Genomic DNA, 13,114 nt, shown 5'->3' with positions numbered 1-13,114 from the left:
GTGATCGTCCGGGCTTCCGGGCCGTCGAACCGGCACGGTGCGCAAGGCCGCCGCCGCCGCGATCCGGAGGTGCACTGAGCCGATGACAGACGGGCTCACGATCGGTCAGGCGGCGGCGTTCGTCGATGTCACGATCAAGACCGTGCGGCACTATCACCGGCTCGGCCTGGTCGCCGAGCCGGAACGCGACGGCTCCGGCTACCGCCGCTACCGGTCGGACGACCTGTACCGGCTGGTCCAGGTTCGGACCCTGGCCGCGGCAGGCGTGCCACTGGTCGAGATCGGTGCCCTGCTCGACGCCGATCCCGCGACGTTCGCCGCCACCCTGGACGACGTCCACCACCGACTCACCGAACGGATCGAAGACCTCGTCGCCCGACGCGACAGGCTGCACCGTCTCGACCACGGTGACCGCGCCCTGCTGCCCGACCGGGCCTGCGCGGTCCTGGAGCGGCTCGCCGAGCTCGGCTTCGGTCCCGGCTACATCGCCGGTCAACGGGAGGCCCTGGTGCTGGCCCGGGTAGTGGTCCCGGAGATCTTCGACGGCTTCCTGGACCGGCTCGAACACTCCCTGGGCGACCCCGAGTTCGTCGAGCTGACCAAGCGCTGTTGGGATGCGAGGTCGTGGGATCCGGACGACCTGCGGATCGAGGAGCTGGCGTCCACGCTCGCCGACAAGCTGCTGACCCAACGGGCGCTGCTGGCGATGCCGACCGGGTTTCAGGACCAGTCCGACGCCGCCTCCCGCTACGCGGTGGTCAACCACCACCGGGAAGACCAGGCACCCTCCATCGCCCGGTTGAACACGCTGGTCGAGGCGAAGCTGCGCGCGGCCGGCATCACCGTTCCGCGTCAGTGACGGTCGCCCGGCAGACCGGGCACTGCTGCGAGGCGCCGCCTCGTGCCGCCGCCAGCGGGCCGGAGTCTCGGAGTCGGGTGGGGTGAGCCGCTTCGCCCAGGCAGCCAGCGTCGACCCGTCGTCCCCGGTGTTCTCCGCAGAGCTGTCCCACCGCAGCTCCAGGGTCTCGCCGATCTCGTCGTCAGCGACGGACGCGAGCGGGCGGGCCCGCCGAGCGCTCGGCGGGCCCACTCCGATCCCGTAGGTGTGGACTGTCGGTGTTCCCGACCCTGACACCCTCGACCTGATCGCGGTCATCGGTCGGGACCGCGTGGTGGCGCGGTCTCGAGTCGACGCGTTCCGTACGCGGCGAGCGCGGGCCACGGGCATCCTGGGACGGGCCCCACGAGGGCGCTGAGGCCCCCTGAGAGGCGCGTGGCGCCGTCGGGCGGGTTCCTCGTGCCCGACGGCGCCACGCGGCCGGGGGAGAGCCCCTCGCCCTCGTCGTGGCTCAGGCCGGGACGTCGACGACCCGGCGGTCTCCCACGGCCGGTGACAGCGTCCCGCTGGACGCCGACGCGAGGTCGGCCTCGAGCGGCACGAGCTGTGCGGGCGGGACGAGCAGGCGGAAGACGGCGCGGGTGGCGTAGTCGGCGCCCTCGAGCACCGCGCCGTGGGTAGCGCACCACTCGTGCAGGACGTTGCCGATCCTGCCTGCCTCCGCGTGCGGGACCTCGACGGTGACCTCGACCATGACCTCGCGACGCAGGATCGGGGCGAGGTCGAGCGTCTCGCTCACGGCGTTCGAGTAGGCGCGGACGAGGCCTCCGGCTCCGAGCAGGACGCCGCCGAAGTAGCGCGTGACGACCGCGACGACGTCGGTCACGCGGCGGTGCCGCAGGACCTCGAGCATGGGGATGCCTGCCGTGCCCGAGGGCTCGCCGTCGTCGCTCGAGCGCTGCTGGTCGGCGTGCGTCCCCACGACGAGCGCCGTGCAGTGGTGCCGGGCGTCCCAGTGCTCCTTGCGGACGCGCGCGATGACGGTCTCGGCGGCCGCGACCGTCGTGACGGGGTGCAGGAGCGTGATGAACCGGGACTTCTTGACCACGAGCTCGTGCTCGACGGGGCGGGCGACGGTCGAGGGGAGCGATGGGTCGCCGCCGGCGGAGCCGGGGGAGCGGGCTGGGGAGGTCATCGTCGACCAGCGTAGCCAACCTGGACTTCCCGCTGAGCGCGTCAAGGTTAGAGGGCATAACCTTGATTCAAGGATGTCCACGGAAAGGTTGTCGATGACGGACGCGGCCACAGCGAGCAGCACGACGGACGAGCCGGACTGGCCGCGCCACACGAGCGAGGCGCGTCCCTGGCGTTCGATGACCCGAGGTCCGCGCGAGGACCGGATGCTGCGCGAGGTCACGGTCTCGCTGCCGCCCCTGATCGCCGAGGTCGCCTACGTGCCGACCGCCGAGGACGCCGCGCACATCGAGCGCGCAGCCGTGGACATCACGCGGCTCGACGCGGTCCACGGTCCGGTCCTGTCGTCCTTCGCCACGTTCCTGCTGCGCACCGAGGCTGTGGCCTCGTCGCGGATCGAGCGGCACGACGCGAGCCTCGCCGACCTGGCCAAGGCCACGATCGGTGTGCGCGCGAGCAAGGACGCGCAGGTCACGGTCGCGGCGGCCCGGGCCGTGTCGCGGCTGGTCGACGCGGCCGGCAGCTCGGGGGCGATCGGGCTCGACGACGTCCTCGCGGCCCACCGGACGCTGCTCAAGGACGACCCCTTGGACGGACCTGCGGCGGGGGCTCTCCGCACCGTGCAGAACTGGATCGGCGGGTCCGACTACTCGCCCCGTGGAGCCGTGCACGTCCCGCCGCCACCCGAGCTCGTGCCCGCGTACATGGACGACCTGGTCGCATTCCTGGGGCGCGACGACCTCCCTGCCGTGGCCCAGGCCGCGATCGCGCACGCCCAGTTCGAGTCGGTCCACCCGTTCACGGACGGCAACGGCCGCATCGGACGCGCCCTGATCGGCGCGGTGTGGCGTCGACGGGGGCTTGCGCCGACGCTCGTTGTCCCGGTCGCCTCGGCCATGCTCGCCGACACGGGGGAGTACTTCGCGCGGGTCAACGCCTACCGGGAGGGGCAGGCCGCGCAGTTCGTGCGCTACCTCGCCGTGAGCGCGTCGAGGGCTGCGCAGGAGGCGCGCGTCTCCGCCGACAACCTCGCGGAGCTGCCGGGGCTGTGGCGGGCCGAGGTGCGCCCGCGGGCGGGCTCGGCCGCGGCGTCGATCCTCGACGCGCTCCTGGACCACCCCGTGCTGGACGGGGATCTCGCGCGGCAGGTCGCAGGGACGTCCGGAGCGGCGGCCTACGAGGCGCTGGGGCGTCTCACGGAGGCGGGCGTCCTCTCGCGGATCTCGACGTCGCAGCGGCACGGGGTCTGGGCGGCCACGGAGGTGCTGGGCGAGATCGACGACCTCACGCGGCGGCTGCGCGAGGTGTGACCCGACGGGCGGCGGCCCGTGACACGCTGAGCGCCATGGCAGAAAATAGTGTGCCAAGCGGATAGGGTGGTTTCATGGTCACCGACGCCGCCGACTCACCCCACGACGCCCCGACGGACCCGGTCGGGCAGGAGCGTGCGCCCGACCCCGGCCCGTCGGGTGGTGAGGCCGCGCAGGCGCTCGCCCCGCGCTACCCGCGGCCGCCCGTGACGCGCGACGAGGCGGAGTGGGTGTGGCGCGAGCTCTCGGTCGCCGCGATGTACGCCTCGACCAAGCCGGAGATGGTGCGTCTGGCCGTCATCGTCGGGCTGACGCGTGCCACGGGCGCCCGGTACTCGGACCTGCTGCGCTGCACGGTCGACTCGCTCGACCTCGGTCCGACGGGCGCGCAGGCGGGGGAGGGGCGCGTCGTGGTGCAGCACGGCAAGCACCGCACGGTGCGCGAGCACCGCCTGGAACCGGGTGTCGTCCTGGTCCTGCGCCGCTGGATGGACGTCCGGGAGGACCTCTGCTCCGAGCTCGAGGGGTCGATCCCGCGAGCGCTGCTCCTGACCGTGCACCACACGCACGACAACGGCGTCACGGTCGCCAGCGGGCTGCCCATCACCAAGCAGGGCCTGGTGCTGTCGTGGCGCAGGTTCGTGCAGCGGACCAACGCGCGGTACGGCGGTGTGCGCCCGCCGCTCCCGACGCGCTTCGAGCAGGTCCGTCGGGCCTGGCACGCGGACTCGGAGGTCCTGGGCGAGCCCGTGGGAGCAGCGGGGGAGTAGGCCGTCGCCAGGCTCCAGGGGCCCGACGGCGGGGCTCAGGTCGTGCGGTCGTCGTCCGCGGGGGAGCGGGGCGCCTCGGCGCCGAGCTCCTGGAAGACCGTGATCTGCAGGCCGGCGGGCGCCTCGAGCCGCGCGTTGAGCGAGTTCCAGGGCGTACGGACGGGCGGAGCGACGAGGTGTGCTCCGCCGTCGACGAGGGCCGTCGTGACGGCGGCGGCGTCGGACACCTCGAACGCGACGCGCAGCGGGGGAGCGACCTGCCGTCCCACCTCGACGTCGTCGATCATGCGCTTCTGCGCGGGGTTGGCGATCTCCAGGGTGGCGTGCCCCGCGTCGAGGATCGCTACGCGCGCGTCCCCTTCGCCCGTGAAGGCGGCCTCCTGGGGGAGTCCGAGCAGGTCGCGGTAGAAGGCGAGAGCGACGTCGTAGTCCTCGGCCTCGACGACGAGGCGGAGCTGGCGCACGGGCGGGGCATCGGGTCGATCGGTCATGCGGCCACGCTATGCCGCACGCTGCCCCATCGCTTGTTCGAAGCAAAATAGTGTGCCAAGCGTAGAGAACGCATCGACCCACCCAAGATCTCCGACTCACCACCGAGCCCGGACAGGCAGGGCGGGCGCCGGCAGACGAAGTGCCCCCGGCCGAGGACCAGGGGCACTTCGTCTGTCGAGCCGACCGGTACGCGGTCGGGGGAGTCAGGCCTCGTTCTTGGCTGCGGACTCGGCCTTGCGGGCTGCACCACGTTCGGTCGACGCCCCCGAGGTCGAGAGCTCGCCGCCCGAGGACTCCAGGTGCGCGCGGACGAACCAGTGGAACAGCTCGAGCTCGTGCAGGTGCCCCACGAGGAGGTCGTTGCTCACGGTGTCGACCGTCTCGGTGTCGGCCGCAGCCTTGCGGTGCGAGGCGATCACTCCCTGGTAGACCTCGTCGAGGGCGCCCAGGTGGGCAATCGTCGAGGCTCGACCCAGGTGGTAGTCCTCCCAGGTGCGCTCGGCGACGATCGCGCCCGGCGTGCCACGCGGCGGTACCCCCAAGGTCGCGATGCGCTCGGCCGTCGCGTCGACCATGGCACGGACGGCATCCACCTGCGGGTCGATCATCTCGTGGACCGCGATGAAGTGCGGACCCACCACGTTCCAGTGGATGTGCTTGAGCGTGAGGGCGAGGTCGTTCAGCGAGTGCAGGCGCTCCTGCAGGATTGCCGCGACGTCCTTCCCCTCCTGGAGCGTGAGCGACGGGACGGTGTAGTCCGGCAGGTCCTTGTGGGCAGCCATGTGGTCCTCCTCGAGTCGGGGTGCAGGGTGGGCGACGTGCGCCTCGTCCCATCCTGGCCCGGTACCCGTGTGCTCGCAGGTCCAGCGATCACCCTCGACGCCACCAGGTCCTCGGGACCACGAGGACGGCGAGAGCACACAGCGCCAGCGCTGCCACGACGGTCAGGAACCCCTCACCCTCGATGCCCGAGGCGGCGAGCGCGACGAGCGCGAGCCCCTGGCAGACCATCTGGATTGCGGCGGCGCGACGCAGGTCGAGCACGAGCACGGTCCGTTCGACGGCGCCCGCCCAGGGGACCCGAGCCACCCACCAGGACGCCCGGAGCATCAGGTGCACCAGCGGGAGGAGGGCGAACACCACCGGGTCGAACGCCGCCGAGGCGCCGAGGAGCGCGGCACCTCCCGCGAGGACGATCGCGTGGGGGACAGGGGGCCGGGGGAACCGGGTGACCACCGCCGCGAGCGCAAGACCGATCGCCACGCTGCCGGCCATCGACGGGAGCAGGCTGTGCGCGGTCAGCGTGCCGAACACGATCGTGGCGCCGAACAGCGCGGCACGGAACGCGGGCCCCGGGACGGTCGGTCCGGTGTCCACCTCCGTCGAGGGCAGGGCGTCTGCAGGAGCCGGGCGAACCGTACGGAGTGCGCTCATCGGGACGTCCCTTGCGTGGCGTGTCGTTGCTGCCGGGCTGCGAGCTCGAGCGCGGTCCGCGCCGATCGGGCCGAGCGGCCAGGCATTCCTGGGTCGTCGCCCCCGATCGGTGGCAGCCATCTGACCACGAGGATCCCTTCGCGGCGCAAGCTCTCGAGGCGCTGCTCACGCTCGATGTGCGTGATGCGCCAGGCGAGAGCGACGCCGGGGTCACCCCGCGGGACCTCGACCGTGGGCAGGATGTCGACCGCCACCACCGGATGACCGGTGCCGCGCCAGGTCTGGGCGATCGAGGCGCTCTCGTCGTCGAGGAACGTCGAGAACATGTACACGAGCGCCCCCGCCGGGATCTGCGGGGGACGCATGCGGCGGCCCGGGTCTCCGACGGGGTGGGCGAGCGCGAGCGCGTGGACGATCCGGCGGAGCTGACGCTTGCCGGCCGCGGGAGGCAGGGGGCGTCGGACCCACCCGAGGTCCTCGAAGCCGACCCGGTCTCCGCCGTCGAGCGCGGCCTGCGCGACCGAGGCCGCGGCGTTGCGTGCGACGTCGAGGGACGTCGCACGGTCCATGGGCAGCGGACCGTTCCCGCGCCAGGTCGTGACGTCCGGCCCGACCTCGTCGCGCGAGTCGAGCACGAGCACGACCGTCGCCTCCGCGGTCGCCTGGGTACGCCGCACGTAGAGGGTCTCGAGGCCCGGGGACCGCCGGGCCGTCGCGCGCCAGTCGATGCGCCGGAGCCGGTCGCCCGGCGCGAAGGGGTGGACGTCCCGCAGCTCGGTGCCGTCGCCGAGCCGCCGGGTCGTGTGCGGTCCGGTGAGCCCGACGAGCTGGTGCGGCAACGGGAGGCGACCGAGCGGCTGGGCCGTCGGCAGCACGAGGATCCCGGGGGCCTGCACGTCGTCGGGCCGCGACTCGAAGCCGCCCTCGACGCCTGCCGCGACGTGGTCGACGCGGAACGTCCGGTGCGGGCCGGTGCGGGCCGAGTGCGTCGTGAGGTCGAGCGTCCTGGTCCCGTCCACGAGGACCGTGACGTCTGCGTCGTCGTTCCCCGGGCTGGTGACCCGCAGGCGGACGGGAGCGGCGCCGTCGGGCACGTCGAGGCGCAGCCGCGCGCGCAGCTCTCCCGGACCGGTCCCGCCCGCCTCCGCCGGGACGAACGTCGCACTGACCGCCCCGCCTCGCGGACGAGCGGTCCAGGCCCATGCCGCGCTGAGCAGCGCGGGCGCCCCGAGGACCGCGATGTCGGCGCGGCCAGCGACGAGACCGGTGATCAGCAGGGCGAGACCGAGCACGACCCCGGCCGCGAGACTCGTCGTCTGCAGCCAGCCCGTCGGCTCTCCGCCCCCTGCGGGTGCCGTCATCGCGCTGCGCTGGCGACCGTCGCGGGGCCCGGGACACGGTCGAGGATGGCCCGGACGATGGTCTGAGGCTGGGCGTTCGACGCCCAGGCCGTGGGGGTCAGCGTGAGCCGGTGCGCGAGCACGGGGACCGCCACGCGCTTGACGTCCTCGGGGAGCACGTAGTCGCGGCCGTCGAGCGCCGCGACGGCGCGCGCGAGCAGGACGAGGGTCTGCGACCCGCGCGGCGAGGCGCCGACCTCGAGCTGGGTGTCGGCGCGCGTCGCGGCCACGAGGTCGACGCAGTACGTGACCACGTCCGGGTCGACGTCCGTCGCCTCGACCCCGGCCTGCATCGCGAGGACCGTGGCGGCGTCGACCACCTGGCGGACCTCGGCCTGCTCCTGCCGGCGGTCGAGCCTGCGGCGCAGGACCTCGCGCTCCTCGTCGCGGTCCGGGTACCCGACCGCGAGCCGCACCATGAAGCGGTCGAGCTGCGCCTCGGGCAGCGGGTAGGTGCCCTCGTACTCGACGGGGTTGGACGTCGCGAGGACGTGGAACGGACGCTGCAGCGGGTAGGTGCTGCCCTCGATCGACACCTGGCGCTCGGCCATGGCCTCGAGCAGCGCGGACTGCGTCTTGGGCGCGGTGCGGTTGATCTCGTCGGCCAGGAAGAGGCCCGTGAAGACCGGCCCGGGACGGAACACGAAGTCGGTCGTGGCCGGGTCGTAGACCGAGGACCCCGTGATGTCCGCGGGCAGGAGGTCGGGCGTGCACTGGAGACGGGCGAAGTCGAGCCCGAGCGCCGTGGCGAGGCTGCGGGCCGCGAGGGTCTTGCCGAGCCCGGGCACGTCCTCGAACAGCACGTGGCCGCCTGCGAGGATCGTGGCGAGCGCGAGCTCGAGCGGGTCCCGCATCCCGACGACGGCCGTGCCGACCTCGTCGAGGATGCGACGGCCGAGCGCGGCCACCTCGGGGACGCTGAGCGCGGGGGCAGGGGAGTCCGTCATCGGGTTCGCCTCTCGGTGGTGGTGATGGAGGTGGTGCTGGTGCTGTGGTCCGAGCCGTCGGTCGTTCGGCCACCCGCCGTGCGGCGCTGCTCGGCCGACGCGCGTCCGGGGCCCGCGGAGATGCCGCTCACGCCTTCGACCGCAGTGACCCAGGCCCGCAGGACGGGCATGGTCGGCGGGCGTGGGTCGGTCGTCATCTGCTGGTGGACCTTGGGGCCGAGCAGGTCCGCGGCCGCGCGCTGCTGTGCCGGGTCCGTGCTGCGCAGGTCGATCCCCCGGTCGGCCAGAGCCGTGGCCGCGAGCGCCAGGACGCGTTTGTGTGCGCGTTCGCTGACTCGTCCGTCGTTGCCGTGCATGGCCCAGGTGAGCTCGGAGAGGTCGCGTCGGGCGCCGTGGCGGTTGCGGTCGGGCAGGGCGTGGTGCTCGGGGTCGGTGCCGGGTCGTGCGCGTCGGTGGAGGGCGAGGAGGACGAGGGCGCCGGCGGTGAGGACCAGGGCGTGGGGGATGTCGAGCCCGACGACGGCGAGGGCTGTGCCTGCGGTGAGGACGAGTGCTGCTTCGAGGAGGAGGCGTCGGGTGGTGGTGGGTCGTCGGCTCATGGGGTCGTGGCCTGTCCGGTGCCGTGCGGTGCGGGGCCGGGGTGCGCGGCGTCGGCGGGTTCCGGTGGTGGCGCGAAGGCGATGGTGAGCCGTTCGAGGCAGTCGCGTGCGGTCTCGACGTCGTGGTCGGTGAGGGGGTGGTCGGTGAAGCGGGCCCGCTGGTAGAGGCGGAGGAGGGTCGTGACGGCGTCCGGGTCGGCGGGGGTGGCGTCGAGGACGGTGGTGGTGAACTCGGTGGGGGTCTGGGCGGGGTGCCTGCGGTGTCCGGTGTCGGCGGTCGCGTCCTCGAGGGCGATCCAGGCGGCGGTGACGGCGTCGCGCGGGGTGCGGGCGGTGTCGAGGAGGTGGCGTGCGTGGGTGACGCCGCGTCGGAGGGCGGGGAGCTGGACCTCGGGGGTGTGGTCGGCGGTCACGGCCTCCCCGGTGGCGACGTGGTCGTGGTGGGCCTCGCCGGGTTCGGCGGGTTCGCGGCTGCGGCGGCGCAGGTAGAGGATCGTGACGACGATCAGGACGGCGGCGACGGCGAGGCCGAGGTAGGTCATGTAGTCGCCGATGGTCATCCCGGCGGCTCGGTCGTCGAGGCCCGGCGGGAGGGTCTCGACGTAGGTGGGGCCGTCGACCGGGGCGGGGGCTTCGGGGGGTGGGGCGTCGGAGTCGTCGGGGGGCAGGAACCACGCCGGGCGTTCGTAGCTCCAGCGGGACCCGGCGGCGGCGCCGACCAGGACGAGAGCGATCAGGACGACGACACCCCCCAGTCGTGTCCGGTTGCTCATGCGGGTCGGTTCCTCTCGGCGTGGAGGCCGGCTGCTGCGGCGGTGAGGAAGGCTGCGGGGTCGTCGTCGAGTCCTCGACCCATGGTGGAGAGGCCGACGGGGGCGGCGCGGAGCGCGTCGAGGAGCGCGGTGTCGACGTCGGCGTGGGTGAGTCGGTGCGGCCCGTGGGGGGCGGCGAGCCGGGCGGCCTGCTCGGTGATGCGTGCGGTGAGCGCGGGTCCCCACCCGGGGAGGGCTTCGATCTCCGCGGCGGGGCGGGGCACGACGACGTCGGCGGCCGCGAGCGCCACGCGTCCGTAGGCGGTCAGGGAGTGGTGGGAGATGCCGAGGTGGCGGTCGCGGGGGTCGGCGCCGGAGACGCGCAGGGAGGCGACGGGCAGGGCGCCGAGGGTGGCGGCGGCGTTGAGGGCTTCGCCGGCGGCGACGCCGGAGAAGCCCCAGCGGGTGCCGGTGCCGAGGTTGCCGGGTCCTTGGGCGACGATGGTGAGGTCGGCTCCGGTGACGTGGCGGGCGGCGAGCAGGCCGGTGTGGACGGTGACGGCTTCGTGGTCGCCTCCGTAGGCCTGTCCGACGGTGAGGCAGGTGTGGATCCAGCCGGCGTCGCGGAGTCCGGAGACGGTGCGGGAGAACGCGGCGGGCAGGGCGCCGCCGTCGGTCATGACGTAGGCGATGCGGGGGGCGGGGCGTCCGTCCTGGGTTGCGGCGAGGCGTGCTCCGGCGACGATCGCGGGCAGCGCGGAGTGCAGGTCGGCCACGACGACGGGCATGCCGGCGAGGTCGTCGGCGTCGCGCAGGGTGTCGTGGTGGGGGGACTCCTGCTCGTCGACGCCCAGGACGAGGGCCTGCAGGGGGGTGTAGCGGGCCTTGACGAGGTGGCCGGGGCCTGCGGGCGGGTCGGCGGGGAGCGCGTCGGGCAGGGCGACGACGAGCGCGTACCCGCCGGTGCCGAGCCCTCGGGCGAGGGCGCTGACGTTGAGGAGCACGCGGTCGCCGACCTGGGGGTCGCCCACGAGCTGCGGGTAGGCGAGCGCGCGCACGGTCCGGGGGCGTTCCTGGTCGCCCGGTCCCGCGGTCGCGGGCAGCGGTTCGTCGAGCTCGACGGTCAGTTCCTGCGCGCCCTGCCAGCCTCGGCCGCGCGACATCACCCTTGCAGATCGCCACGTCATCACACGGGTGAGGCTACCGTTCGTTAGCGTGGGTGCCGATGCCTGATCAGACGAGCCAACCAGTCAACCCTGCGACGAGGCTGTTGAACCTCGTGATCGCCCTCGTGAACACGAGCGTGTCGATGACGAAGCAGCAGATCCGCACGAGCGTGGCGGGGTATGCCGACGCGCCCTCGCCCGAGGCGTTCGAGCGCATGTTCGAGCGCGACAAGGACTCCTTGCGAGACCTGGGGATCCCCATCGTGACGGTCGACGCCGGGGGCCACAGCGACGACGTGGGGTACCGGATCGACCAGGACGCGTACGCGCTGCCCGCGGTGGACCTGACCCCGGCCGAGTTCGGTGTCCTGTCGCTGGCGGCCCAGTTCTGGCAGGACAAGACGCTGCGGACCGACATCTCCCGGGCGCTGACGAAGCTGCGGGCGGCGGGGGCGGGGGAGATCGCGAACGACGCGGTCGCGGGCCTGGCCCCTCGGGTGCGGGCCGTGGGCGACGCGTACGGCCCGCTGCTCGACGCGATCGAGGCGCTGCGCGCGGTGTCGTTCACGTACCGGGCGGCGTCCACGGGCGAGGTGCTCACGCGCACGGTCGAGCCGTGGCGCATCGCGGCCCGCCGGGGCGGTTGGTACCTGCTGGGCTTCGACCGCGAGCGCCGTGCGCCGCGGGCGTACCGGTTGAGCCGGATCGAGGGCAGGGTGCGCCTGCTGGGGCGTGGTGGGGCGTTCACCATCCCCGAGGGGGTGGACGTCGACGCGCTGCTGGGCGCGAGGGCGGGCAGCGAGCACGAGGCTCGTCTGGCGATCGGGCCGGAGCGGGCCGAGGCGCTGCGTGCGCGGGGGCGCAGCGACGGGGACGGCACGGGCGAGGGTGCGGGGCCCCGGCAGGACGGGCGCGACGTCGTGCACGTGGCCTACACGAACGCGCACACGTTCGCGGACGAGATCGCGGGGTACGGTGACGCGGTCGTGGTGCTGAGCCCGCCCGAGCTGCGCGACGCCGTCGTGCGCCGGTTGCGCGCCGCCGCGCGCCTGGGGTCCGCTGTGCACCTGGGTGCCGCTGTGCACCTGGGTGCCGGAGCCGCGGCGGGCGAGCCGACCCCTTCCCCGACCGACCGGTCCACCGACCGGGACGGGACGAGCACGACGACGACCGAGGAGCAGCGTGGCTGAGCGCGCGGACGACCGGCTGGTGCGCCTGCTGGGCATCGTCAGCTATCTGGACGGGGCGGGCGGTGTGCCCGTCGAGGAGCTCGCGTCCCGGTTCGGGGTCACGACCCGTCAGATCGTGGAGGACGTCGACGCCCTGTGGGTGTCCGGCACCCCCGGGTACTGGCCCGACGACCTGATCGACTTCGACGCCGACTCGCTCGAGCGCGGCGTGGTGCGCCTGACCGAGGCGCGCGGCATGACGCGGCCCCTGCGCCTGGGCACGCGTGAGGCGGTCGCGCTCATCGCGGCGCTGCGCGCGATGGGGGAGACGGGCGCGGTCCGCTCGGACCGGGCGCGCTCCGACGTCGTCGCCTCGGTCCTGGACAAGCTGACCGGCGCGACGGGCGAGGCCGCGGCGGCGCTGGACGTGCGCCTGCCCACCGACGGCGACCCCGCGGTCGTGGCGGCCGTGTCCTCGGCCCTGGCGAACCGGCACCGGTTGCGCGTGCGGTACGTGACGAGCGCCGACGTGGTCTCCGAGCGGGAGATCGACCCCGTGGCCCTGCACACCCAGGACGCCTGGTCGTACCTCCTCGCGTGGTGCTACCGCGCGCAGGGTCAGCGCACGTTCCGCCTCGACCGGCTCCTGGCCGCGACCGAGCTCGACGTGCCCGCCGCCGAGCACGACCTGCCGACCGAGGTCGACTTCACGCCCACGGGCGACGCGCCCCTGGCCACGATCACGTTCGCGAGCCCCGCACGCTGGGTCGCCGAGCAGGTCCCGGTGGAGAAGGTCCGCAACCTGCCCGGCGGCGCGTTCGAGGTGTCGTTGCGGGTGACGAACCCCGTGTGGCTGCGCCGGCTGCTGCTCGAGCACGCCCGCCACGTCCTGGCCGTCACGCCCCAGGCCGTTGCCGACGACGTCGCGCAGGCCGCGAGCGCCGCCCTGGCCGCGTACGGGGAGTCCGCGGTCGGCGGCGGTGCGGTCGACGAGGGGCCCGACCCGGCCCCGAGCGTGCCGTCCGCGAACTAGGCTGGTCGGT

General features: G+C 74.0%; 14 protein-coding genes. 5 read left to right on the top strand and 9 right to left on the bottom strand.

All coding sequences use genetic code 11. The annotated features are described in order from the left end of the window. Positions 1–82 precede the first annotated feature (82 nt). Positions 83–859, top strand: coding sequence for a MerR family transcriptional regulator (locus ASE15_RS13490; RefSeq protein ID WP_056652284.1), 777 nt, complete (start codon positions 83–85; stop codon positions 857–859). Between the two features lie 490 nt (positions 860–1,349). Here the strand turns inward: ASE15_RS13490 and ASE15_RS13485 are convergent, their stop codons facing one another. Beyond that, positions 1,350–2,033: a YigZ family protein gene (locus ASE15_RS13485; protein ID WP_056763649.1), complete on the bottom strand. Its 684-nt coding sequence runs from the start codon at positions 2,031–2,033 to the stop codon at positions 1,350–1,352. A 94-nt stretch (positions 2,034–2,127) separates the two neighbouring features. On the opposite strand from ASE15_RS13485, the gene ASE15_RS13480 reads away from it, so the two are divergent. Both ASE15_RS13480 and ASE15_RS13475 read left to right on the top strand, forming a co-directional pair. After that, entirely contained in the window at positions 2,128–3,342 is a 1,215-nt protein-coding gene (locus ASE15_RS13480) for a Fic family protein (protein ID WP_056763647.1), read from the top strand. A gap of 74 nt (positions 3,343–3,416) precedes the next feature. Continuing rightward, a complete protein-coding gene (locus ASE15_RS13475; RefSeq protein ID WP_157277218.1) occupies positions 3,417–4,112 on the top strand; it encodes a tyrosine-type recombinase/integrase in 696 nt (231 codons plus the stop codon). A 35-nt stretch (positions 4,113–4,147) separates the two neighbouring features. Here the strand turns inward: ASE15_RS13475 and ASE15_RS13470 are convergent, their stop codons facing one another. From ASE15_RS13470 to ASE15_RS13435, 8 genes are all read right to left on the bottom strand, one after another. Next, a complete protein-coding gene (locus ASE15_RS13470) occupies positions 4,148–4,603 on the bottom strand; it encodes a VOC family protein (protein WP_056651866.1) in 456 nt (151 codons plus the stop codon). Positions 4,604–4,807: 204 nt separating this feature from the next. Beyond that, positions 4,808–5,386, bottom strand: a complete 579-nt coding sequence (locus ASE15_RS13465) for a Dps family protein (protein WP_056651868.1) — start codon at positions 5,384–5,386, stop codon at positions 4,808–4,810. 88 nt (positions 5,387–5,474) lie between these two features. Beyond that, complete coding sequence (locus ASE15_RS13460) at positions 5,475–6,038, bottom strand: hypothetical protein (RefSeq protein WP_157277217.1); 564 nt, start codon at positions 6,036–6,038, stop codon at positions 5,475–5,477. Next, positions 6,035–7,399 carry a DUF58 domain-containing protein gene (locus ASE15_RS13455; protein WP_056763643.1) on the bottom strand — a complete coding sequence of 455 codons (1,365 nt, stop codon included), beginning with the start codon at positions 7,397–7,399 and terminating at the stop codon, positions 6,035–6,037. The genes ASE15_RS13460 and ASE15_RS13455 overlap by 4 nt, the downstream gene beginning before the upstream one ends. Further along, positions 7,396–8,385: a MoxR family ATPase gene (locus ASE15_RS13450; protein WP_056651877.1), complete on the bottom strand. Its 990-nt coding sequence runs from the start codon at positions 8,383–8,385 to the stop codon at positions 7,396–7,398. The genes ASE15_RS13455 and ASE15_RS13450 overlap by 4 nt, the downstream gene beginning before the upstream one ends. Beyond that, positions 8,382–8,984, bottom strand: coding sequence for a hypothetical protein (locus ASE15_RS13445; RefSeq protein WP_056651880.1), 603 nt, complete (start codon positions 8,982–8,984; stop codon positions 8,382–8,384). The genes ASE15_RS13450 and ASE15_RS13445 overlap by 4 nt, the downstream gene beginning before the upstream one ends. Further along, positions 8,981–9,757 carry a DUF4129 domain-containing protein gene (locus ASE15_RS13440; RefSeq protein ID WP_056763641.1) on the bottom strand — a complete coding sequence of 259 codons (777 nt, stop codon included), beginning with the start codon at positions 9,755–9,757 and terminating at the stop codon, positions 8,981–8,983. Before ASE15_RS13440 ends, ASE15_RS13445 begins: the two co-directional genes overlap by 4 nt. Next, positions 9,754–10,926 (bottom strand): DUF3866 family protein, encoded by a 1,173-nt coding sequence (locus ASE15_RS13435; protein WP_056651886.1) that lies wholly within the window; start codon positions 10,924–10,926, stop codon positions 9,754–9,756. Before ASE15_RS13435 ends, ASE15_RS13440 begins: the two co-directional genes overlap by 4 nt. Before the next feature lie 35 nt (positions 10,927–10,961). Here ASE15_RS13435 and ASE15_RS13430 point away from each other — a divergent pair, with 35 nt between their 5' ends. Both ASE15_RS13430 and ASE15_RS13425 read left to right on the top strand, forming a co-directional pair. Beyond that, positions 10,962–12,092, top strand: a complete 1,131-nt coding sequence (locus ASE15_RS13430) for a YafY family protein (RefSeq protein WP_082608953.1) — start codon at positions 10,962–10,964, stop codon at positions 12,090–12,092. Beyond that, the gene (locus tag ASE15_RS13425; protein WP_056651890.1) at positions 12,085–13,104 is read left to right on the top strand and encodes a YafY family protein; all 1,020 of its coding nucleotides are present in this window, start codon (positions 12,085–12,087) and stop codon (positions 13,102–13,104) included. The genes ASE15_RS13430 and ASE15_RS13425 overlap by 8 nt, the downstream gene beginning before the upstream one ends. Positions 13,105–13,114: the final 10 nt, after the last annotated feature.

Origin of the sequence: Oerskovia sp. Root22, from assembly GCF_001429135.1 — a bacterium.
Lineage (GTDB): Bacteria > Actinomycetota > Actinomycetes > Actinomycetales > Cellulomonadaceae > Oerskovia > Oerskovia enterophila.
Note: the sequence above shows the minus strand (reverse complement) of the source record. Positions and strands in the feature narration are given on the sequence as shown.

Excerpts from the sequence above, each read along its gene's own strand:
- ASE15_RS13485 (WP_056763649.1), bottom strand. The coding sequence starts at position 2,033 with ATGACCTCCCCAGCCCGCTCCCCCGGCTCCGCCGGCGGCGACCCATCG.
- ASE15_RS13475 (WP_157277218.1), top strand. The coding sequence starts at position 3,417 with ATGGTCACCGACGCCGCCGACTCACCCCACGACGCCCCGACGGACCCG.
- ASE15_RS13480 (WP_056763647.1), top strand. The coding sequence starts at position 2,128 with ATGACGGACGCGGCCACAGCGAGCAGCACGACGGACGAGCCGGACTGG.
- ASE15_RS13445 (WP_056651880.1), bottom strand. The coding sequence starts at position 8,984 with ATGAGCCGACGACCCACCACCACCCGACGCCTCCTCCTCGAAGCAGCA.
- ASE15_RS13450 (WP_056651877.1), bottom strand. The coding sequence starts at position 8,385 with ATGACGGACTCCCCTGCCCCCGCGCTCAGCGTCCCCGAGGTGGCCGCG.
- ASE15_RS13470 (WP_056651866.1), bottom strand. The coding sequence starts at position 4,603 with ATGACCGATCGACCCGATGCCCCGCCCGTGCGCCAGCTCCGCCTCGTC.
- ASE15_RS13490 (WP_056652284.1), top strand. The coding sequence starts at position 83 with ATGACAGACGGGCTCACGATCGGTCAGGCGGCGGCGTTCGTCGATGTC.
- ASE15_RS13430 (WP_082608953.1), top strand. The coding sequence starts at position 10,962 with ATGCCTGATCAGACGAGCCAACCAGTCAACCCTGCGACGAGGCTGTTG.
- ASE15_RS13455 (WP_056763643.1), bottom strand. The coding sequence starts at position 7,399 with ATGACGGCACCCGCAGGGGGCGGAGAGCCGACGGGCTGGCTGCAGACG.
- ASE15_RS13465 (WP_056651868.1), bottom strand. The coding sequence starts at position 5,386 with ATGGCTGCCCACAAGGACCTGCCGGACTACACCGTCCCGTCGCTCACG.
- ASE15_RS13460 (WP_157277217.1), bottom strand. The coding sequence starts at position 6,038 with ATGAGCGCACTCCGTACGGTTCGCCCGGCTCCTGCAGACGCCCTGCCC.
- ASE15_RS13440 (WP_056763641.1), bottom strand. The coding sequence starts at position 9,757 with ATGAGCAACCGGACACGACTGGGGGGTGTCGTCGTCCTGATCGCTCTC.